Source organism: Bacillus sp. FJAT-52991, assembly GCF_037201805.1.
Taxonomy (GTDB): domain Bacteria; phylum Bacillota; class Bacilli; order Bacillales; family Domibacillaceae; genus Bacillus_CE; species Bacillus_CE kandeliae.
Genome location: NZ_CP147404.1, coordinates 352,144 through 371,071 on the forward strand (window position 1 = coordinate 352,144; position 18,928 = coordinate 371,071).

Below are 18,928 nucleotides of genomic sequence, written 5' to 3' on the forward strand. Positions count from 1 at the left end.
CAAAATTAGCTTTTATAAGGGGGTTCTAACGATTAAGCTGTAAATCGTAACCCAGCGACTCCTATTAAAATAAAGATTAATGAAAATACTTGGATTTTGTTTAATTTTTCTTTAAACCAAAACAGACTGACGAGGGTGATTCCGGTGGTGCCGACTGCCGTCCACACGGCATAGGCGACGCCTGCTGGTAGTTCGGTCATGGCTTTGGATAGGCAGTAGAACGAGAAGAAAAATCCAACAACCATCACAACAATCGGCCATTTTTTCTTTGTACCATCCACGTATTTCATAGCAACGGTCGCAATGACTTCTTCGATTCCGGATAATATTAAAAAGCCCCAACTCATACGGATTCTCCTCCTGTTTGTTCTTCTTTTGGTCCAGTACCCATTTTCATTCCAATCACTCCTAGTAGTAGCAGCGATAAAAAGATTAGTTGTGTGATGGAGAAGGGTTCTCCTAAGTAAATACCCACAAAATACGTGCCGACCGTTCCGATTCCAACGAAAACGGTGTAGGCTGCTGCGAGTGGAAGCGTTTTGTATGAATAGATCAGCATAATAAAGCTAATGGCAATGAGCGTACCCACAATGATCCAATCCAGTGTAGAATCTGCATACTTGAGACCTGAAGCCCAAACAACTTCCAAAATACCTGCAGCAAAAACAATTAACCAATTCAATGTTAACACTCCTAATTCTTTAATGAATGACTGTCATTCATATTTGTTACAAAAGAGATAGAGCTGCCCTATTTGCTGCTCTTTCACTAAGTTTTTTAACGACTAGCTAACGAACGTTTTAAGAAAGAGAAGGTTTCCTCTTTAAAAGCCTCTAATTTGCTTTCATCTTCAGAGAAATAAAACCTTTCAGCACCACTTTCCATTAGACCAATAATCATTTTGGCTGTCCAGTTCACATTGATTCCTCTAACGATCTCCTGATTTGTTATTGCTTTTTCTAAAATCGTTTCAAGCCAGTAATAATAAGGCTGATAAATCGTTTCCCATTTTTCCATTGAATGATCGATAGCTAAGCCAGAGTAACAAAGAACGATCACCTCTTTATGTGTCTTTGTTAGCTTAAAGGTTTCATCGATCATAATGCGGATAATTTCCCAAAAGTTTTGTATGTTTTCCGTTCCTGTTTTAATTTCATGCAAAGTCACCGTTAATAGATTTTCTGCAATGGCAGGTATTAATGCTTTTTTGGACGGAAAATATAAATAGAATGTACCTTGGGCTACGCCCGCCATTTTTACGATATCGGAAATTGAAGTTTTATCAAGTCCTTTTTGAGAAATGGTACTAATAGCAGCCTGAAGGATTTTATTGTATTTACCATCTTTCACTTCTGTCATCCTCATTTTCCTCCCTTCTTTTCTGACTGACTGTCATTCATTTTATCACAGAATACTTTTGTTCGCAAGTTAGTCAAATTTTACATAAAAAATATAAAAAAATGGTTGCAGCGACCTATAAAATCATTATAATAAGATGCTGTGGGTAAACATTTAGTAATTAAATAGTAAACTTTATTAACTAGAAGTTTACTAATTATAAACAAAGCAAGAGGTCATGAAATGGATATTGGGAAAAAAATAAAAAATTTACGCTTAAAGAAGGGGTTAACGCAAGAGGAGCTTGGGGAACGGACGGATTTAAGCAAAGGGTATATTTCTCAGCTTGAGCGGGATTTAAGCTCTCCGTCCATTGAAACATTCTTTCATATTCTTGAAGTACTTGGCTGTTCACCGAAGGAGTTTTTTGATGAGCAAGCGAGAGAACAAAAAGTGGTGTATAACGAAGAGGATCAAACAGACTATTATGATGAAGAAAAGGGATACAACATTCAGTGGCTAGTACCTGAATCGAATGAGAAAGAAATGGAGCCTGTGAAATTAGTATTGCAAAAAGGTGGGGCATTTAAGGAGTTTGAGCCGTCTTTAGCAGAAACATTTGGTTATGTGCTCAAAGGAAGTGTTGTTATCCAATTAGGAAAGAGAACTTATTTTGCAAAAGCAGGCGAAGCGATTTATTTCCATGCTTCTGAGACGCATCAAATTATTAATGATTCCGATGGGCCATCGGAGTTAATTTTAACGGTAACAGAATCTTACTTGTAAACAATAGGGAGGTACACTATGAGTGAAAATGTAATTATTCGCTTTGATCAAGTGACAAAGCAATATGACAACGATACGGTTGTTCTCGATCATGTAAGCTTTGAAATTGAGCGAGGAAAGTTCTATACGCTTCTCGGTCCTTCTGGATGCGGGAAGACGACGATTTTACGCTTAATTGCTGGTTTTACTGAGGCATCAGAAGGGGATATTTTCTTTAATGGAAATCGGATTAATCATGTTCCAGCGAATAAACGTCAAGTCAATACGGTATTTCAAGATTATGCCTTATTTCCTCATTTAAATGTGTACGAAAATGTAGCTTTTGGCTTACGCATTAAAAAAATGAACCAAGCAGATATTGATCAAAAGGTAAAAGAGGCTTTGCGCTTTGTGAACTTAAATGGATATGAGAATCGTGAAATAACGGAAATGTCAGGAGGACAGCGTCAGCGTGTAGCGATTGCACGGGCGATTGTCAATGAGCCTGAAGTGATTTTGCTAGATGAACCGTTATCTGCTCTTGATCTAAAATTGCGTACGGAAATGCAGTATGAGCTTCGTGATTTACAGAAACGGCTCGGTATTACATTTATTTTTGTGACACATGATCAAGAAGAAGCACTAGCTATGTCTGATGAGATTTTTGTTTTAAATGAAGGAAAGATTCAGCAAAGTGGGACGCCGACAGATATTTATGACGAACCGATTAACCGATTTGTGGCTGATTTTATTGGGGAGTCTAATATTGTGCCGGGTAAAATGATCCGAGATTTTGAGGTGGAGTTTGCTGGAAAGATGTTTGAGTGTGTCGATCAGGGATTACACGCAAATGAACCAGTGGAAATTGTCATTCGGCCGGAGGATTTAGAGATTACCGATTGGAACCAAGGCAAGATTCAAGCGCGAGTTGTTTCCCAGCTTTTCCGTGGGGTTCATTATGAAATGCTTTGCTATGATGAGGAACAAAATGAATGGCTGGTGCATTCAACGAAAAAAGCAACGGTCGGTGATGCGATTGGACTGAATTTTGATCCAGAATCGATTCATGTTATGCGACTCGGTGAAACAGAAGAAGAGTTTGATAAACGACTAGAATCTTATGATGAGGTCAGCCATGAGAAATAAGACGCGTAGTTTATATTTATTTCCATATATTCTTTGGATTATCTTGTTTGTCGTTACTCCGATTCTGTTAGTCGTATACTATTCTTTCTTAGATTTAGATGGAAATTTTACTTTTGGAAATTATGAGAAGTTTTTCACCCCGGTTTATTTAAAAATGATTGCTAGTTCCTTCTGGTATGCTTTTTTAATTACGGGCTTTTGTTTGCTTGTCGCTTATCCTACTGCTTATATCATTACGAAGTCAAAGCATAAGCAACTGCTATTATTGCTTATTATTCTACCATCTTGGATTAACTTGCTGTTAAAGGCTTATGCTTTCATCGGTATTTTTGGTACTTATGGAGCGGCTAATAATTTCTTAGAATTGATCGGAATTGGAACGCAACAAATTTTGTTTACAGACTTTAGCTTTATTTTTGTGTCTGTTTACATTTTTATTCCGTTTATGATTTTGCCGATCTTTAATGCGTTAGATAAGATGAACCCAACATTAATAGATGCCTCACGTGATCTTGGAGCTTCCGCTTGGACAGCGTTTCGCAAAGTGGTATTTCCACTGACGATAGACGGAGTGAAGTCAGGGATACAAGCTGTTTTTATTCCGGCCTTGTCGCTGTTTATGATCACTCGTTTGATCGCCGGAAACCGTGTGATTACGCTCGGAACTGCGATCGAACAACATTTTCTTGTCACGCAAGACTGGGGAATGGGTTCAGCCATTGCCGTATTCTTAATTATCACAATGGTGGTTATCATGTTGATGACCAGCACGAGAAAGCGGGGGACTTTATAATATGAAGAAAAACACCGCTTGGTCAAAGGCTTATTTAATTTTTATGTTTGTCGTTCTTTATGCACCTATTTTCTACTTAATGTTCTACTCGTTTAATAGCGGTGGGACGATGAATGATTTTGAAAGCTTTACATTAGATTGGTATAAGGAATTATTTCAAGATACACGTTTGTTGATTATTGTGTTAAATACGATTATTATCGCTCTTTTATCCGCAGCTATTTCCACGGTTATCGGGGTGCTTGGAGCTATAGCGATCGTGTCTATGAAAAAGCGGATCGTTCAAAATACGTTGCTCTCATTTAATAATGTTTTAATCGTTAGTCCCGATGTTATTATCGGTGCGTCGTTTTTAATTTTATTTACGATGCTTGGTATTAAGCTTGGCTTTATGTCTGTGCTGTTATCGCATATTGCCTTTTCCATTCCGATTGTGGTCATCATGGTGTTGCCAAAGCTGCAAGGGATGAGCACATCGTTAATTGACGCGGCTCGTGATTTAGGGGCCAGTCAATGGGATGTATTTTCAAAAGTCATTTTACCGTATATTTCACCGGGAGTTTTTGCAGGTTTCTTTCTTGCCTTGACTTATTCTCTGGATGATTTCGCTGTGACGTTCTTTGTAACGGGAAATGGCTTTAGTACATTATCAGTTGAGATATATTCATTGGCTCGCCGCGGAATTTCTTTAAATATTAATGCTTTATCGACATTGTTATTCTTATTAACAGTCATTCTTGTGCTTGGCTATTACTTTATTACTCAAAGAAATAATCGATCAACTGGATGGGGGGCACGAAAATGAATAAATTAATTCGTGGTCTAATCGCCGTTTTGGCTATTGCCTTTATCCTTATGTATATCGTTTCTCGACTTAATGCTTCGACGGGGCAAACAGCAGGTAATACACTGACCGTTTATAACTGGGGTGATTACATTGATCCAGATTTAATCACGCAATTTGAAAAAGAAACAGGTATTAAAGTGATCTATGAAACGTTTGACTCGAACGAGGCAATGATGACGAAAATTGAACAAGGTGGAACAGCTTACGATATTGCCATTCCATCTGAGTATGCCATCGATAAAATGAAAAAAAATGATCTGCTGATCCCAGTAGATCATAGTCAATTGCCTAATTTAAAAAATATTGATCCGCGCTTTATGGATTTAGCATTTGATGAAGGAAATAAGTATTCCATCCCATACTTTTGGGGAACAGTTGGCATTCTTTATAATAAAGATTTAATGGATGGAAAGAAGATTACTGCTTGGAATGATTTATGGGATGAAAGCTATAAAAATGATGTGTTTTTAGTAGATGGAGCTCGTGAAGTCATCGGTATGGGCTTAAATACATTAGGCTATTCATTAAATGATACAAATAAAGAACATCTAATAGAAGCGAAGGAAAAACTAGATGAGCTTACACCAAACGTAAAAGCGATTGTTGGAGATGAAATTCAGTTACTGATGTCAAATAACGAAGCGAAAATTGGCGTCGTTTGGTCTGGTACCGCTGCTGATGTTATGTCTGAAAATGATAGTTTAGAATATGTTATACCAGAAGAAGGCTCGAATCTTTGGTTTGATAATATGGTCATTCCAAAAACGTCGAAAAACGTCGAGGCTGCTCATCAATTTATCAACTTTATGCTCGACCCGAAAGTCGCAGCGCAAAATGCAGAATATGTCGGGTACTCCACACCGAATAAAAAGGCGCTTGAGTATATGCCTGAAGAAGTGGTAAATGATAAACGCTTTTACCCAAATGCTGAAATGACAGAAAGACTGGAAGTGTACGAAAACCTAGGCCCGCAAATGTTGGCTTACTATAATGAACTGTTTTTAGAATTTAAAATGCATAGGAAGTAAGAGGAAGTGTCCCGTTAGTGGGGCACTTTTTTTGTGGGGATATTGAGCAGGCGACTGATCGTCTTGCTCTTGCGCCTAATTTTTCTCTGTCCCGACTGATTCTTGGCGATCCGCGACTGATTAGAGATCAATAGCGACTAATTCTGCCTAAGTTCCGCCCGATTTTGTCATCAGACATCTTTCTCGGTCTTAGGTCTGAGGGAAAGTTCCATCTCTGGATTGTTATGGATAGTAACTTATAATAGTAACTTAATAAACAGATAATAAGAAGAGGGGAGAGAAAGTAATGAATAGGGCAATATTTTTTCATACCTGTGAAGTAGCCTTATTAATGCTCATCTCGAGTCTTGGAACAACACTTAGTTTAATCGTGTCAGCCATTATCATTTATATTGCATGGGAACAATTTCAGAAGCCGTCTTCTAGCATAGTGAAAATGTTCTGGATCGTCATAGCTTTTTGGGGAGCTATAGGGATTTAACAAAATGAAATGATCAAATGTATAGATAAAGAAACGAGTCACTTCAAAAATTTAATGAATCGAGCACTGGTTATTCCTCTATGTTGATAGGGGTTTTTTTATTTATCCCGCATTAACGGGCAGTAAGACCCCCACCTCAACATGGCAGAAGGAGCGCAGGGATGTAGGTGGGGGATCAACAGCCCGTAAACGCCCGATCCGTTCAACTAACAATCAGTGGGGGATGAAGAAAACCCCAACTGATTGAAGTTTCACTTTATAGAAATAAATCCGTGCGGCTCCATCCAGTCCATACGCCGCTAAACAGGGACTTTTGCTTTTCTCGGTCTCAGGTCTGAGTGAAAGTTCCATCTTGGGCTCGTTATGAAAAGTATGAATCGACGGTAAGATATAAACAAGATCACGAAAGGAGAGGAAGTAATAAATGAAAAAGGTGATGTTGTTTTGTGTAGGTGGACTAGCTGCCATCATCGCTGCTGCAAGTTTAGGACCTGTTATTGCCCTAGTCATCTGTGCGGGAATCATGTATGTCGCATGGACACAATTTCAAAAACCATCTTCAAAATTGTTAAAAGCATTTTGGGGAATGGCTGGGATCATAGCATTCTTTACTGCTGTTGGAAATGTTCCTGCTCTTCTAGGAGTTGGCGCACTGGCTGTTCTGTACTTAGTTTATAAAAAGTGGAACGAAGATGACGAAGAGTTAGTGAAAGTTCAGGAAGAGAATGATCCATTTATTAATTTTGAAAAAGAATGGAAACAATTGACAAAATAATTATTAGAGGAGAGAGTGAAATGACAAACATTTTTACTAAATTCAGAAGAGTTGTAGAAGCAGGGTTATTTGAATTCGTGGAGGAGAAAGAGAAAAAGAATCCAATTGCTATGCTCAATCAATACTTACGCGAAGCACAAAAAGAAACAGAGAAAGCGGTTAAGTTGTTAGAACGCCAGCAATTATTGAAACAAGAGCTTGAACGCGAACTGCGAAATGCTCGCCATCTAGAGGAAAGAAGAAGTAGACAAGCGATCGTTGCGGGACAAGCTGGAGAAGAAGAACTGGAGACATTTGCAAAACATGAAGCTGAAGTGTATAAAGAACGTGTTGTGCGTTTGGAGGAATCCATTGATCTTGTGCAACAACAGCTAATTACTCTCGAGAGCAAAGCGGAAGAGATGAAGCATAAATTAAAGGATATGAATGTTCGTCGATTAGAATTGATGGGTCGTGAGAATGTAGCTAGAGCACATCACAGTATGAATAAGCTACTTGACGATACGAATGAAACCAACCGCCCATTTGGCCGCTTTGAAGAACTGGAGATTTATATAGATAACTTAGAAAATAAGGTGAATCGCCGCTATGAAACTTCCGTGATGGATGTTCGCCTAGCAGAACTTGAACGCCAAGCGCGTCAAGTAGAAAAGAGCGCACAGTTAGACCAAAATGTGCTATGATTTATTACTGAAGGCAGTAAAACAAACTCGCATTAGCGAGTTTGTTTTACCTTAATCAATCCTCGTATTTCGAGAAAGGAGGAAAAGTGTGTCATCACTCAAACGGACAGATATGCTGACTGTATTTTTGCTTTCAGCTTTACTAATGATTTTAATTGAGGCAACCTTTTTTGATGTGGAAATTGTCTTTTCCCTCTTTTTCGGAATGGCGATGCTCTACTTTGGTAGAAGGTGGAGAAAAAACTGGTTTGGTCGGTTATTGTTTTGGTTTGGGGTCTTCTTAATATTCATTATGATATTAAACATGAGCAGTTTGCGAATGTTAGTGATTGCAGCAGTCGCTTATATGTTGTACCGTGTGATCCAATCTAAAAAACATCCGGCAGAAATATCGCTTGTTTCTGAAAATATTCCGTCTATAGAGATTGAATCCGGTCAGTCGATGAATCATCCATTTATGAAAAGCCGCTTATTTTCTGTTCAATCTACGCCAGAACAACCTTATGAATGGAAAGATATTCATATTCAAGGAGGACTTGGCGACATTCATATTGATGTAAGCAACACGGTTTTACCTAAAGGAACAGCTGTCATTTCAATTAGACAAGCTATGGGCAAAGTGAAAATTGATGTTCCTTACGAGACACCAATCCGTATTAGATATGCAGCTTTGGCCGGAAATGTTAGTTTGTTTCAACGTTTTCCTACCTCTGTTTGGAATGATACTTTTTACTATGAAGATCAACGACAAGTAGAGCAAGAAGGAGCAGAAAGTGTGGTTGTGATTCTTGTATCCACGTTGTTTGGAGACTTGGAGGTGAACCGGGTATGAATGTATTTGCCAAGCAATTTAGGCAAGTTTTTTTCGTCAGCTTGGTCATCTCAGTGATCCTCCTTTCCGCTTTTGTCGTTAGCTTTCCGCAGCCAAATTGGGAAGTCTATATTGAGAAAAAAATATTTGACTTTCCGTTTGCTGTCTTTCTTGTTGTAGCTATTATTAGCAGCGCTTTTTTCTTTAGTTTGCTGTATGGATGGTTACAATGGTCGGCTTTTAAAAAGCTAGAGGATCGGATTGACTTATTAGTAACTGGTAAGGATGCAGTTAGTGATGAAACAAAGCTAACAGCTGAATTTGCGGGTATTGAACAGAAATTTCAGCAATTAGAGCAGACGGTAGCAGAGCAAAAACTGGCGGCTAGGCGACTCGTACTGGAGAAAACGGAAAGTCAGGAAAGTCTTATTGAGGAAATGGTGTCACAGGAAAGACAGCGTCTAGCTCGAGAGTTACACGACTCAGTTTCCCAACAACTGTTTGCCGCTTCAATGATGATGTCGGCGGTGAATGAGAATAGAGAGTCTCATAATCCTTTGGAGACGAAGCAGCTGGCGATGGTCGAAGAAATGATTCAGCAATCCCAGCTAGAGATGAGGGCACTGCTACTACATTTACGTCCTGTTCCTCTAAACGGAAAATTGCTCAAAGAGGGTATTGATGAGCTGTTACTAGAACTCTCTCAAAAAGTACCTCTTGCTATTCATTGGACGGTAGAAGAAATTGACATGGATCGAGGGATGGAAGATCATTTATTTCGCATCATTCAAGAGTCTATTTCGAATACATTGCGTCATGCAAAAGCCAGCCGTTTAGATGTATTGAACGTTTGGCGTGATGGCTTTGTCATTTTACGAATCAGTGATGATGGTGTCGGTTTTGACGTTAAAAAAGATAAAGCAGGTTCTTATGGGTTACAAAATATGCATGAACGAGCAGTTGAAATTGGTGGAACATTGAAAATTATTTCACTGCCGACACAAGGGACAAAGCTAGAAGTGAAAGTTCCACTCAAACAAACAGAAGACAAGGGGGCAAATGATGAATGATCAAGGTGCTTCTTGTAGATGACCACGAAATGGTGCGCATCGGCGTGTCCGCTTATTTAATGGCACAGCCTGATATTGAAGTAGTAGCGGAAGCGGAAAACGGAGAGGTTGCTGTAGAGAAGGCGCTTCAGTTGAAGCCAGATATTATTTTAATGGATCTTGTCATGCCGAAGCTAGATGGGATCGAAGCAACAAAAAAGATTATGAAAGAGTGGTCTGACGCGCGGATTATTATTGTTACGAGCTTTTTAGATGACGAAAAAGTGTACCCGGCATTGGAAGCTGGTGCGGTTAGCTACCTTTTGAAAACATCAAAAGCAAGCGTCATTGCTGAGGCCATTCGGAAAACGTATGCAGGTGAGCCAGTCCTCGAGCCTGAAGTGACGGGGAAAATGATGAAGCGTATGCGTCAAGGACAAAAAACACCTCTCCATGAAGAACTGACCGAGCGGGAGAGAGAAGTGCTGTTACTTGTTGCTCAAGGAAAAGCCAATCAGGACATTGCTGATGAATTGTTTATTTCCTTGAAAACAGTAAAGACACACGTCAGCAATATTTTATCGAAGCTTGAAGTTCAAGACCGAACCCAAGCTGTGATCTATGCCTTTCAAAATGGCCTGGTGAAATAATGGGCGTTTGATCATAGAAAAAGCTCCTATCTTAATTCGAATTAAGATAGGAGCTTTTTCGTTTAGCTAAAAAATTTTTAATCTTTTTTTATTCTTCCTGCATCGGATAGTGCTTTTTTTAGGAGCAATTCGATTTGCGCATTGACGCTACGAAATTCATCAGCTGACCATTTTTCTAATGCATCATATAATTTTGGATCGATGCGGAGTAAAAAACGTTTTTTCTCAGCCACTCTATCACAACCTTAGTAAATGGTGCCCGTATTGACGATTGGCTGGTTTCCTTTTTCAGATACTAAAGCAACCATTAAATTATTCACCATTTGGGCTTTCTTTTCCTCATCAAGATCGACAACATTCTCATTACTTAGTTCATCAATCGCTGATTTTACCATTAAAACGGCTCCATCGACAATGACTTTACGAGCAGCTAACACTGCTTTTGCTTGTTGGCGTTGAAGCATAGAAGAAGCGATTTCACTTGAGTAAGCAAGGTGCATAATTCTTGCTTCGATCACTTCCACACCTGCAAGCTTTAACCTTTCTTGAAGATCTCTAGTTAACTCATTTCCAACTTCATCTGAGTGCTGTCTAAGTGAGATCTCAAAATCATTATTAAAGTTGTCGTATGGGTATTGACTAGCAATATGTCTCAGACCTGCCTCGCTTTGAGTGTGTACAAATTGATGATAATCTTCCACATCAAACACAGCTTTTGCTGAATTAACAACCTTATAGACGACGACTGCCGCAATCTCAATCGGATTTCCTTCTAAATCATTCACCTTTAATCGATCACTATTGAAGTTAATCACGCGAAGTGACACTTTCTTTCGTAAAGTTAATGGGATAGTGAGCCAAAAACCTTCTTGTTTAATGACACCTAAGTAAGTTCCAAACAGTGTGCAGACTTTTGCTTGATTCGGTTGAATGATGGTAAACCCAGTTGCAGTCACACCAACGATTACCAGTAATACAATAGCGAGGATTAACATTACTATATTATCAGAAATAACAAACTCCCTAAAGGAAAAGATCGCTATCGCAGCTACAATCACAGCAACGATCACGCCCACAAAACCATTTAATTTAAGAATATCCTTTTCTTGCATAAGTTATCCCTCCTAATAATATTTATTTGTTATCATTATGATATCACTTAAATATCATTTAATCAAATTTTTTGAAAAATTATTTTCAAGCCTTAAAGAAGGTAATTGTTAAGAGAAACGTCGCTATATCCAAGTAGGTGATTTTGTTCTTCATCATTTCGATTGGTGAAAAATAAACAGATTCACCTTATTAAATAGACGGAATTTTTGTTCAATAAAACCATAGCTTATTAAAAGAAAAGTAGATAAAGTTAGATTATGAATATGATGATTCTCATCTTGAGTGGAAAACGTAATGAACGATTTCTAATAACGGAAGGGAGACGTTTTATATGAAAAATGAAACAATGACAGACAATATTCAAAGCGGAATGAAAGTGAAGCAGTATGTCAATTTTATCGATGGTGAGTGGATTGCGTCTGAATCTGGAAAGTTCAAACAAAATACGAATCCTGTTAACGGAGAAGTACTTGGGGAAGTGACTCAGTCGACAAAAGCAGATGTCAATCAAGCGGTGGCAGCAGCAAAGCGAGCGCAAAGGGAATGGCGGAATGTACCGGCCCCTGAACGTGCAGATGTATTGTACAAAGTAGCTTTTTTACTGAAAGAACGCAAGGAAGAATTGGCGCAGATCTTAACGAGAGAAATGGGAAAAGTCATTGCTGAGGCGAGAGGTGAGGTTCAGGAGGCCATTGATATGGCTTATTATATGGCAGGAGAGGGGCGCCGCTTATTCGGTGATACAGTTCCATCCGAGCTGCGCAATAAGTTTGCGATGAGTATTCGTGTGCCTGTCGGTGTAGCTGGATTGATTACGCCGTGGAATTTTCCGATTGCGATTGCGGCATGGAAGTCGCTCCCAGCCCTCGTGTCTGGAAACGCTGTCGTTTGGAAACCAGCGTCTGAAACACCGATATTGGCTGGAGAGTTTGTGAAAATTTATGAAGAAGCAGGCCTTCCAAAAGGATTGATTAACCTCGTTCATGGATCCGGTAGTGTTGTAGGGAATGCGATGGTTGATCATCCGGATATTGATCTTATCTCTTTCACTGGTTCTAATGAAGTAGGGAAGATGATTAATGCGCGTGCTGGTGGTATGTTAAAGCGTACTTCCCTTGAAATGGGTGGGAAAAATGCGGTGACAGTTCTTGAAGACGCCGATTTGGATCTTGCAGTGGATGGTATTGTTTGGAGTGCATTTGGAACGAGTGGACAGCGATGCACCGCCTGCAGCCGCATTATCGTTCATGAATCGGTGAAAGAAGAATTAGAAAAGAAGCTGATTGAAAAAATAGGAGAGTTAAAGCTTGGTGATGGCCTAGATGAGTCTGTTCATGTGGGACCAGTTATTAACCGGTCATCTTTGGAGAAAATACATGGGTATGTACAAGTTGGCAAGAAAGAAGGGGCGGAACTGCTTTGTGGCGGTGAAATTGTCACAAAGGATGGCCTCAACAAAGGAAGCTTCTACGCACCCACATTATTTACAGATGTCCAATCAGATATGAGAATTGCTCAAGAAGAAATTTTTGGGCCAGTCGCTTCAATTATCCCAGTTAAAAGCTTAGAAGAGGCAATTGAAGTGAATAACAGTGTAGAGTTTGGACTGTCTAGTTCAATCTTTACCGCCAATGTGAATCGAGCTTTCCAAGCGATGAGAGATTTAGATACAGGAATTGTTTACATTAATGCAGGTACGACTGGAGCGGAAATTCACTTGCCGTTTGGAGGAACGAAAGGAACAGGAAATGGACATCGGGATTCAGGTGTCGCCTCTTTGGATGTATACACAGAATGGAAGTCTGTCTATGTAGATTACAGCGGAAAAATTCAAAAAGCACAGATTGATAACTATTAAGAATAGAAAACAGCCCTTGCAGGAACAAAGCAAGGGCTGTTCTATGTAAATTCATCTTACTAACAATATTTTTATAATTGTTGTCTAGAAAGAGGGGAATGGGAGATGGGGATTTTATCAGGGGGTCAAGCGATTGTTCACGTGCTCGCAAAGGAAGGCGGCCAAGTCAAAATAGAAAGTAAAAAAGACTAGAAGAAATCTACCACTGAACGGACTAACGCACCAATGATTCTAAAAAGAATTCGGAACGGCCAAACGATTAATTCAACAAGAACAGACTCTAATATGGTGGCGCCAATTTCGGTTGTCATTTCTTGATGCTCTTTTTTCTTGTTTTTCTTTCTTTTTTCCAAACTTTATCCCTCCTTTAAAAGGATTTGTCTTCTTATACGGAGGGAACAAGTAAAAAGTTCCTAGAAGGGTGTTGAAATTTGTATTTTTTATTTTATCCCGCATTAACGGGCTGTAAGACCCCCACTGATTGAAGTTTCACTTTATTGAAACTTTTTCTATATGGAATAAAGAAGCAAAAGGAAAGGCTGCCTCGTTAATACATGAGTCAGTCTTTTTTGTAATCAAATATTCGACATGTTACACGTGAAACATGTCGAATATTTGATAATTTGTAGAAATGGTAGCCGTAGTTCTTTAATAAAGGCTTTCAAGTGACGAATGCAATCGGTGGTATGATGAGTGGAGAAGGTGGAGTAGAATAATAACAAAAAAGAGACCGTCTCATAAGTAGTTGAGACGGTCTCTTTTCTGCACCGAAAGCGAAGCGACAGGTGCAAAAAAACTAATTTAATGGCATTTTTAAATAAGAAGTATCGGCCAAAAAGTTTGCGACGCAGACTTTTTGGCCCCCCTTTTTTATGAATTATTTTTCAGCGGTCGCTTAAATAATATCTAGCAATTCTTGAAGTCTATTTACTGTATAAGTAGGTTTAGCTTCATCCACTTTTTTCCCATCTTTATGGTCAATCCAAACGGAATCCATTCCCACTCGTGTGGCTCCTAAAATGTCCGTGCTTAAATTGTCTCCAACCATTAACACGTCTTGTGGTGACAGGTCCATTAATCTCAAAGCATGTTCAAAAATAACAGGATCCGGTTTACCGAAGCCAACGTTTCCAGAAATAACAATGTGTTCAAAGTAAGGAACGAGTTCAGGAGTCATCGTTAACTTTTCTAATTGCAGAGATGGGGCACCGTTTGTTAAAAGCAAGAGACGATAGCCTTTATCCTTTAATTCATCAAGTACTTTAAAGGTTTCGTCATAAACAAAAGGAGACTGGCGACGAACTTCACGGAATCGTTCTTTTGCCCAAGCGGCAGCCGTTTCAATTCCTATTTTCTTTAAACCATTTTCCCATGATTTTAGTTGATAATCGCTAATTTGTTCTCCCATGCGGCGAAATTGATAATGATGGACATCCCCAAAATCCCCCCACAGACCTTCAAATGGGTTGATACCAATTTGAATAGTGATTGGGAAAAAAGAATATGTTTCATATTGTTCTCGAGCAGCTGCTCTCACATGTTCTTCAATTGTTTTGGCTTCTACGTCGTATTTTTCCGCTAATTCTTGGCAAGTGATATCAAAAGCGGTTTGAATACTTTTGCGGTCATTTAATAACGTGTCGTCTAAATCAAAAAAAATGGCTTTCTTCATTTGATAAACTCCCTCATTTAATAGTGATGAGGAATATATTCGACAAAACTAAACAAAATCCTTCTGAGCCAAGGTGGAAAGTAAAGAGAGATCGTTAATTAAAAGAAGATACATTCTTTTTTCTTTTAAACCAGGAGAAGAAAGATGAAAGGTGGTAAACGGGTATTTCTCTTTTTATTCGCTCATTTTGCATACTAGCTAACAATAATCGATCTCGAATTGCGATATCTTGGTGTTCCATACTTTCGACCTTTTCCTTCATCCATCGTTGGTATTGGGCTAGTTCTTTAACTAGTTGTTTATTGACATCAATCAGCGTTTGCTGTTGTTCTTCAAGCTTAGCAATTCTTGTAGACAGTGGCTCGTCATGTATGGTGGGTTTGTCATTCGTTTGGGTTGGGACTATTTCTTTTTGTTGCTTTACAGCTAGTTCAACAGCTGCATCCAAGGACATATTTTGATCTTGAACTGCCTTGAATACACGTTGCATGGCAATAATATCTTTTTGATAAAACACGCGAGAGTTATTAATGCCTCTATCAAAATAGTAACCTGCTGCTTCTAAGGCGAGTGAATATTTCCGTAATGTGCTGGCTCCAACTCCTAGACTTTTGGCAACCTCTGAGCTGAAATAGGCCTGTTCCATCCTTCATCCCTCCGCATCAAGATAATTATTTAACAATAGACCCTTTCCGTGTTTTTTCCGTTTGTAACAGATTCCATGCCAAATAGAAAACTCCTTTCACTAGTTTTGTTGATTAGTTAATAGTTTTGTCGAGGAGGAAAAAGTTAAACAGTTTAGCAATAAAATAATAGTTAGAAATCGGTAATGAATAAACGATTTTAGAATCTTACTAATAAATATATGTTTCATCAATTTATGCTTTTCAAAAGGTATAGCCAAAATGAAAGAAGTAGTTTACAAAAAATACATTGTTCTTTATAATATTCTTTATAAAGAACAACTTGTTGAAAGGATCATTAATAAAGGGGAAATTAAAGAGGAAGTTCTTTATATAAGAATAAATATTTGGCCAATAGAAGAGCAGGCACTTTTGAAAGGTGTCTTTTTTTACACACCTATTGTTCATTATTAAGAACAATTTATTGATTTTAATGGGAATATGAAGGGGACTTTTATTGGGGGACAAAAAAGTAGAGGGGAGTTCGTCATGACTATTTTAGTAACAGGTGGTGCCGGATACATAGGTAGTCATACATGTGTAGAGCTACTGAATAATGGTTATGAGATTGCTGTGCTTGATAATCTTTCGAATAGTAGTGAAGAAGTATTAACAAGGATTCGTGAAATGACAAACAAAAGCTTTATGTTTTATAAAGGAGACTTGTTAGACAAAGATTTTATTAAGATGGTTTTTCAAAAAAATAGGATTGAGGCAGTAATTCATTTTGCAGGCTTAAAAGCAGTGGGAGAATCCGTTCAACATCCCCATTTATATTATCAAAACAATATCATGGGTACCCTTCATTTATTAGAAGTAATGGATCAATACGAGATTAGAAAAATAGTATTTAGCTCTTCAGCAACTGTTTACGCTAGTAGTCAACCAATGCCTCTATCTGAAAACTCCATAACTAAAGCGATCAATCCTTATGGACGAACGAAGTTAATGATAGAAGAAATGTTAGCTGATTATTACCAAGCTAATCCAAAATGGAGTTGTGTTGTGCTGAGATATTTTAATCCAATTGGAGCTCACCAGAGTGGAGAAATTGGGGAAGATCCTAATGGTATACCAAACAACTTAATGCCTTACCTCACTCAAGTAGCGATTGGAAAATTAAATGAGCTAAAAGTGTTTGGTAATGATTATCCTACACCTGATGGCACATGTATAAGGGATTATATTCATGTCGTCGATCTTGCCAAAGGACACATAAAAGCATTGAACAAAGTGCAGATTGAAAGTGGTTACTATACTTACAATCTTGGTACTGGGGGAGGCTATAGTGTCCTGGAGGTGATTCAGGCATTTGAGAAAGCTACCGGCAAGAAAGTTCCTTATAGTATTGGTGGGCGTAGACAAGGAGATGTGCCAATATGTTATGCAGATACTTCTACATCGAAAATGGAACTTTTGTGGCAAGCAACAAAAAGTTTAGAAGAGATGTGTAAGGATGCTTGGAATTGGCAAACTCAAAATCCTAATGGCTATAAAATCATAGACCATGCAACCTTAAATTCTAATAATTAGACCCATCTATATATTTTAAGATATTTAATTTGTGAGAAATGAGGGAGGAATATATGCATGTCGAAAGACGAAATATAGGTGATTTAATACAATTATTCGCGAAAAAGTGGTTAATCATTATCGCTATTACTGGTTTCTGCACAGGAACAGCAGGATGGATTAGTTTTTTTGTTTTAACCCCCGTGTATCAAGCTACTTCTAAAGTGCTAGTTCATGAAATTAAAAAGGAAGAAAAAGAAGATGTAGCAGCTTCTTTTTATCAAATGGAAACTTCTTTTAAGTTATTAGATACATTCATTGTTATTGCTGAGAGTCCCCAAGTATTAGATAAAGTCATTAAAAATTTGGACTTATCAATGTCTTATCATGAGCTGAGTCAAAAGGTAAGGATTCAACAAGTTCGTGAGTCACTGGCAATTGAAATTATTGTAGAAGGAACAAAACCTGAAAAAACTGTGGACATAGCTAATGAAATATCATCGGTTCTTAGTGATGAAATAAGAAAAATCTATGGTGAAAGTAATGTGTCAGTTATCAAAACGGCCGAATTGACAGAGGCTTCTAAGCCAGTTAAGCCTAAGGCGATGTTAAATATGGTCACTGCATTTTTTGCTGGTATTGTGATAGCCATTGGACTGATTTTTTTACGAGATCTCTTTAAAAAGTTGAAAAGAAAAGAGGAAGTGAATGTCGATGATCTAGAACAAACTTTTTCTAGAGAAAGAAGATACTCTACTAGAATATAAATGCTCCTGAAATAATAAATGGGAAGAAGGAGATTAGATGACTACAATAAAAAAAGCAGTTATTCCTGCTGCTGGATTAGGTACGAGGTTTTTGCCTGCTACAAAAGCAATGCCGAAAGAAATGCTGCCAATTGTTGATAAACCTACGATTCAATACATTATTGAAGAAGCTGTTGAGTCAGGAATTGAAGATATTATTATTGTAACAGGAAAAGGAAAAAGAGCGATAGAGGATCATTTCGATCACCACTTTGAATTAGAGCAAACTTTGTTAGAACGTGAAAAATTCGAGTTGCTTGAGGGAGTAAGAAAAGTATCAGAAATGGCCAATATTCACTATATTCGTCAAAAGGAACCACGTGGGCTGGGTCATGCCATTTGGTGTGCAAGAAACTTTATCGGTAATGAGCCATTTGCTGTTTTATTAGGTGACGATGTTGTGCAAGCGGGCATTCCTTGTACAAAACAACTGATCGATATTTACGAACAGACTCAGTCATGCGTCGTAGGGGTAAAAGCTGTTTCTAAGGATGAGGTGGGTAGATATGGCATTGTAGCAGTAGAACCATATTCGGCTGGGGTCCATTCTGTAGTAGACCTGGTAGAAAAGCCGTTAGTAGAAGAAGCACCTTCTAATCTAGCTATTATGGGAAGGTATATTCTGACACCGAGAATTTTCGATATCTTAATGAATCAAGAAGCGGGAGTTGGCGGTGAAGTACAACTAACTGATGCACTTCAATGCCTGCAAACATTTGAAAAGATTTTTGCCTATGAATTTATGGGAACTCGTTATGATGTTGGAGAAAAGCTTGGTTTTATTACAACAACAATTGAATATGCTTTGCAAAGAGAAGAATTACGGGATGCTTTGTTAAAATACCTAGAAGAACTATTATTAGCTGAAAAAAATAAAAAAGAATTAAATAAAAATCTTGCAACCCCCTATGCTTAAAC

Annotated in this window: 24 protein-coding genes; 16 read left to right on the top strand and 8 right to left on the bottom strand. The window is 38.3% G+C overall.

Going from position 1 to position 18,928, the window contains the following annotated elements:
- Positions 1 to 32: 32 nt before the first annotated feature.
- From WDJ61_RS02000 to WDJ61_RS02010, 3 genes are all read right to left on the bottom strand, one after another.
- On the bottom strand, positions 33 to 347 hold the full coding sequence (locus tag WDJ61_RS02000; protein WP_338752787.1) for a multidrug efflux SMR transporter: 315 nt from the start codon (positions 345 to 347) through the stop codon (positions 33 to 35).
- Positions 344 to 682 (bottom strand): multidrug efflux SMR transporter, encoded by a 339-nt coding sequence (locus tag WDJ61_RS02005; RefSeq protein ID WP_338752788.1) that lies wholly within the window; start codon positions 680 to 682, stop codon positions 344 to 346. Before WDJ61_RS02005 ends, WDJ61_RS02000 begins: the two co-directional genes overlap by 4 nt.
- Positions 683 to 777: 95 nt before the next feature.
- On the bottom strand, positions 778 to 1,359 hold the full coding sequence (locus tag WDJ61_RS02010; protein WP_338752789.1) for a TetR family transcriptional regulator: 582 nt from the start codon (positions 1,357 to 1,359) through the stop codon (positions 778 to 780).
- Positions 1,360 to 1,581: 222 nt separating this feature from the next.
- On the opposite strand from WDJ61_RS02010, the gene WDJ61_RS02015 reads away from it, so the two are divergent.
- The 11 genes from WDJ61_RS02015 to WDJ61_RS02065 all read left to right on the top strand — a co-directional run bounded on the left by WDJ61_RS02015 (position 1,582) and on the right by WDJ61_RS02065 (position 10,366).
- Positions 1,582 to 2,124 (top strand): XRE family transcriptional regulator, encoded by a 543-nt coding sequence (locus WDJ61_RS02015; protein WP_338752791.1) that lies wholly within the window; start codon positions 1,582 to 1,584, stop codon positions 2,122 to 2,124.
- Positions 2,125 to 2,142: 18 nt separating this feature from the next.
- Positions 2,143 to 3,249 (top strand): ABC transporter ATP-binding protein, encoded by a 1,107-nt coding sequence (locus WDJ61_RS02020; RefSeq protein ID WP_338752793.1) that lies wholly within the window; start codon positions 2,143 to 2,145, stop codon positions 3,247 to 3,249.
- Positions 3,239 to 4,042 (top strand): ABC transporter permease, encoded by an 804-nt coding sequence (locus WDJ61_RS02025; RefSeq protein ID WP_338752794.1) that lies wholly within the window; start codon positions 3,239 to 3,241, stop codon positions 4,040 to 4,042. Before WDJ61_RS02020 ends, WDJ61_RS02025 begins: the two co-directional genes overlap by 11 nt.
- A gap of 1 nt (position 4,043) precedes the next feature.
- A complete protein-coding gene (locus WDJ61_RS02030; protein WP_338752796.1) occupies positions 4,044 to 4,847 on the top strand; it encodes an ABC transporter permease in 804 nt (267 codons plus the stop codon).
- Positions 4,844 to 5,917, top strand: a complete 1,074-nt coding sequence (locus tag WDJ61_RS02035) for an ABC transporter substrate-binding protein (protein ID WP_338752798.1) — start codon at positions 4,844 to 4,846, stop codon at positions 5,915 to 5,917. Before WDJ61_RS02030 ends, WDJ61_RS02035 begins: the two co-directional genes overlap by 4 nt.
- Positions 5,918 to 6,203: 286 nt before the next feature.
- Complete coding sequence (locus tag WDJ61_RS02040) at positions 6,204 to 6,398, top strand: hypothetical protein (protein WP_338752800.1); 195 nt, start codon at positions 6,204 to 6,206, stop codon at positions 6,396 to 6,398.
- Positions 6,399 to 6,822: 424 nt separating this feature from the next.
- Positions 6,823 to 7,173 carry a flagellar basal body rod protein gene (locus WDJ61_RS02045; RefSeq protein WP_338752802.1) on the top strand — a complete coding sequence of 117 codons (351 nt, stop codon included), beginning with the start codon at positions 6,823 to 6,825 and terminating at the stop codon, positions 7,171 to 7,173.
- A gap of 20 nt (positions 7,174 to 7,193) precedes the next feature.
- On the top strand, positions 7,194 to 7,856 hold the full coding sequence (locus tag WDJ61_RS02050) for a PspA/IM30 family protein (protein ID WP_338752803.1): 663 nt from the start codon (positions 7,194 to 7,196) through the stop codon (positions 7,854 to 7,856).
- A gap of 88 nt (positions 7,857 to 7,944) precedes the next feature.
- Positions 7,945 to 8,688 carry a cell wall-active antibiotics response protein LiaF gene (gene liaF / locus WDJ61_RS02055; protein WP_338752805.1) on the top strand — a complete coding sequence of 248 codons (744 nt, stop codon included), beginning with the start codon at positions 7,945 to 7,947 and terminating at the stop codon, positions 8,686 to 8,688.
- Positions 8,685 to 9,737: a sensor histidine kinase gene (locus tag WDJ61_RS02060; RefSeq protein WP_338752807.1), complete on the top strand. Its 1,053-nt coding sequence runs from the start codon at positions 8,685 to 8,687 to the stop codon at positions 9,735 to 9,737. The genes liaF and WDJ61_RS02060 overlap by 4 nt, the downstream gene beginning before the upstream one ends.
- Complete coding sequence (locus WDJ61_RS02065; protein ID WP_338752809.1) at positions 9,734 to 10,366, top strand: response regulator transcription factor; 633 nt, start codon at positions 9,734 to 9,736, stop codon at positions 10,364 to 10,366. The genes WDJ61_RS02060 and WDJ61_RS02065 overlap by 4 nt, the downstream gene beginning before the upstream one ends.
- 77 nt (positions 10,367 to 10,443) lie before the next feature.
- Here WDJ61_RS02065 and WDJ61_RS02070 read toward each other — a convergent pair whose 3' ends face one another.
- Both WDJ61_RS02070 and WDJ61_RS02075 read right to left on the bottom strand, forming a co-directional pair.
- On the bottom strand, positions 10,444 to 10,599 hold the full coding sequence (locus WDJ61_RS02070; protein ID WP_338752811.1) for a hypothetical protein: 156 nt from the start codon (positions 10,597 to 10,599) through the stop codon (positions 10,444 to 10,446).
- 12 nt (positions 10,600 to 10,611) lie between these two features.
- A complete protein-coding gene (locus tag WDJ61_RS02075; protein ID WP_338752813.1) occupies positions 10,612 to 11,478 on the bottom strand; it encodes an SPFH domain-containing protein in 867 nt (288 codons plus the stop codon).
- Positions 11,479 to 11,810: 332 nt separating this feature from the next.
- Here WDJ61_RS02075 and WDJ61_RS02080 point away from each other — a divergent pair, with 332 nt between their 5' ends.
- On the top strand, positions 11,811 to 13,337 hold the full coding sequence (locus tag WDJ61_RS02080; protein WP_413789044.1) for an aldehyde dehydrogenase family protein: 1,527 nt from the start codon (positions 11,811 to 11,813) through the stop codon (positions 13,335 to 13,337).
- Positions 13,338 to 13,525: 188 nt separating this feature from the next.
- Here the strand turns inward: WDJ61_RS02080 and WDJ61_RS02085 are convergent, their stop codons facing one another.
- The 3 genes from WDJ61_RS02085 to WDJ61_RS02095 form a co-directional block, all read right to left on the bottom strand.
- Positions 13,526 to 13,690, bottom strand: coding sequence for a hypothetical protein (locus tag WDJ61_RS02085; protein ID WP_338752814.1), 165 nt, complete (start codon positions 13,688 to 13,690; stop codon positions 13,526 to 13,528).
- 542 nt (positions 13,691 to 14,232) lie between these two features.
- Positions 14,233 to 15,009, bottom strand: a complete 777-nt coding sequence (locus WDJ61_RS02090) for an HAD-IA family hydrolase (protein ID WP_338752815.1) — start codon at positions 15,007 to 15,009, stop codon at positions 14,233 to 14,235.
- 94 nt (positions 15,010 to 15,103) lie between these two features.
- Positions 15,104 to 15,655 carry a hypothetical protein gene (locus tag WDJ61_RS02095; RefSeq protein WP_338752816.1) on the bottom strand — a complete coding sequence of 184 codons (552 nt, stop codon included), beginning with the start codon at positions 15,653 to 15,655 and terminating at the stop codon, positions 15,104 to 15,106.
- A 259-nt stretch (positions 15,656 to 15,914) separates the two neighbouring features.
- Here WDJ61_RS02095 and WDJ61_RS02100 point away from each other — a divergent pair, with 259 nt between their 5' ends.
- From WDJ61_RS02100 to galU, 4 genes are all read left to right on the top strand, one after another.
- On the top strand, positions 15,915 to 16,106 hold the full coding sequence (locus WDJ61_RS02100) for a hypothetical protein (protein ID WP_338752817.1): 192 nt from the start codon (positions 15,915 to 15,917) through the stop codon (positions 16,104 to 16,106).
- A gap of 75 nt (positions 16,107 to 16,181) precedes the next feature.
- On the top strand, positions 16,182 to 17,225 hold the full coding sequence (gene galE / locus WDJ61_RS02105) for a UDP-glucose 4-epimerase GalE (protein ID WP_338752818.1): 1,044 nt from the start codon (positions 16,182 to 16,184) through the stop codon (positions 17,223 to 17,225).
- 53 nt (positions 17,226 to 17,278) lie between these two features.
- Entirely contained in the window at positions 17,279 to 17,971 is a 693-nt protein-coding gene (locus WDJ61_RS02110) for a YveK family protein (RefSeq protein ID WP_338752819.1), read from the top strand.
- A 37-nt stretch (positions 17,972 to 18,008) separates the two neighbouring features.
- Positions 18,009 to 18,926 (top strand): UTP--glucose-1-phosphate uridylyltransferase GalU, encoded by a 918-nt coding sequence (galU, locus tag WDJ61_RS02115; protein ID WP_338752821.1) that lies wholly within the window; start codon positions 18,009 to 18,011, stop codon positions 18,924 to 18,926.
- Positions 18,927 to 18,928: the final 2 nt, after the last annotated feature.

Excerpts from the sequence above, each read along its gene's own strand:
- WDJ61_RS02000 (WP_338752787.1), bottom strand. The coding sequence starts at position 347 with ATGAGTTGGGGCTTTTTAATATTATCCGGAATCGAAGAAGTCATTGCG.
- WDJ61_RS02015 (WP_338752791.1), top strand. The coding sequence starts at position 1,582 with ATGGATATTGGGAAAAAAATAAAAAATTTACGCTTAAAGAAGGGGTTA.
- WDJ61_RS02040 (WP_338752800.1), top strand. The coding sequence starts at position 6,204 with ATGAATAGGGCAATATTTTTTCATACCTGTGAAGTAGCCTTATTAATG.
- WDJ61_RS02090 (WP_338752815.1), bottom strand. The coding sequence starts at position 15,009 with ATGAAGAAAGCCATTTTTTTTGATTTAGACGACACGTTATTAAATGAC.
- galU (WP_338752821.1), top strand. The coding sequence starts at position 18,009 with ATGACTACAATAAAAAAAGCAGTTATTCCTGCTGCTGGATTAGGTACG.
- WDJ61_RS02075 (WP_338752813.1), bottom strand. The coding sequence starts at position 11,478 with ATGCAAGAAAAGGATATTCTTAAATTAAATGGTTTTGTGGGCGTGATC.
- WDJ61_RS02020 (WP_338752793.1), top strand. The coding sequence starts at position 2,143 with ATGAGTGAAAATGTAATTATTCGCTTTGATCAAGTGACAAAGCAATAT.
- WDJ61_RS02110 (WP_338752819.1), top strand. The coding sequence starts at position 17,279 with ATGCATGTCGAAAGACGAAATATAGGTGATTTAATACAATTATTCGCG.
- WDJ61_RS02010 (WP_338752789.1), bottom strand. The coding sequence starts at position 1,359 with ATGACAGAAGTGAAAGATGGTAAATACAATAAAATCCTTCAGGCTGCT.
- WDJ61_RS02025 (WP_338752794.1), top strand. The coding sequence starts at position 3,239 with ATGAGAAATAAGACGCGTAGTTTATATTTATTTCCATATATTCTTTGG.
- WDJ61_RS02030 (WP_338752796.1), top strand. The coding sequence starts at position 4,044 with ATGAAGAAAAACACCGCTTGGTCAAAGGCTTATTTAATTTTTATGTTT.
- WDJ61_RS02065 (WP_338752809.1), top strand. The coding sequence starts at position 9,734 with ATGATCAAGGTGCTTCTTGTAGATGACCACGAAATGGTGCGCATCGGC.
- WDJ61_RS02060 (WP_338752807.1), top strand. The coding sequence starts at position 8,685 with ATGAATGTATTTGCCAAGCAATTTAGGCAAGTTTTTTTCGTCAGCTTG.
- WDJ61_RS02035 (WP_338752798.1), top strand. The coding sequence starts at position 4,844 with ATGAATAAATTAATTCGTGGTCTAATCGCCGTTTTGGCTATTGCCTTT.
- WDJ61_RS02095 (WP_338752816.1), bottom strand. The coding sequence starts at position 15,655 with ATGGAACAGGCCTATTTCAGCTCAGAGGTTGCCAAAAGTCTAGGAGTT.
- WDJ61_RS02100 (WP_338752817.1), top strand. The coding sequence starts at position 15,915 with ATGAAAGAAGTAGTTTACAAAAAATACATTGTTCTTTATAATATTCTT.
- WDJ61_RS02050 (WP_338752803.1), top strand. The coding sequence starts at position 7,194 with ATGACAAACATTTTTACTAAATTCAGAAGAGTTGTAGAAGCAGGGTTA.
- WDJ61_RS02080 (WP_413789044.1), top strand. The coding sequence starts at position 11,811 with ATGAAAAATGAAACAATGACAGACAATATTCAAAGCGGAATGAAAGTG.
- galE (WP_338752818.1), top strand. The coding sequence starts at position 16,182 with ATGACTATTTTAGTAACAGGTGGTGCCGGATACATAGGTAGTCATACA.
- WDJ61_RS02045 (WP_338752802.1), top strand. The coding sequence starts at position 6,823 with ATGAAAAAGGTGATGTTGTTTTGTGTAGGTGGACTAGCTGCCATCATC.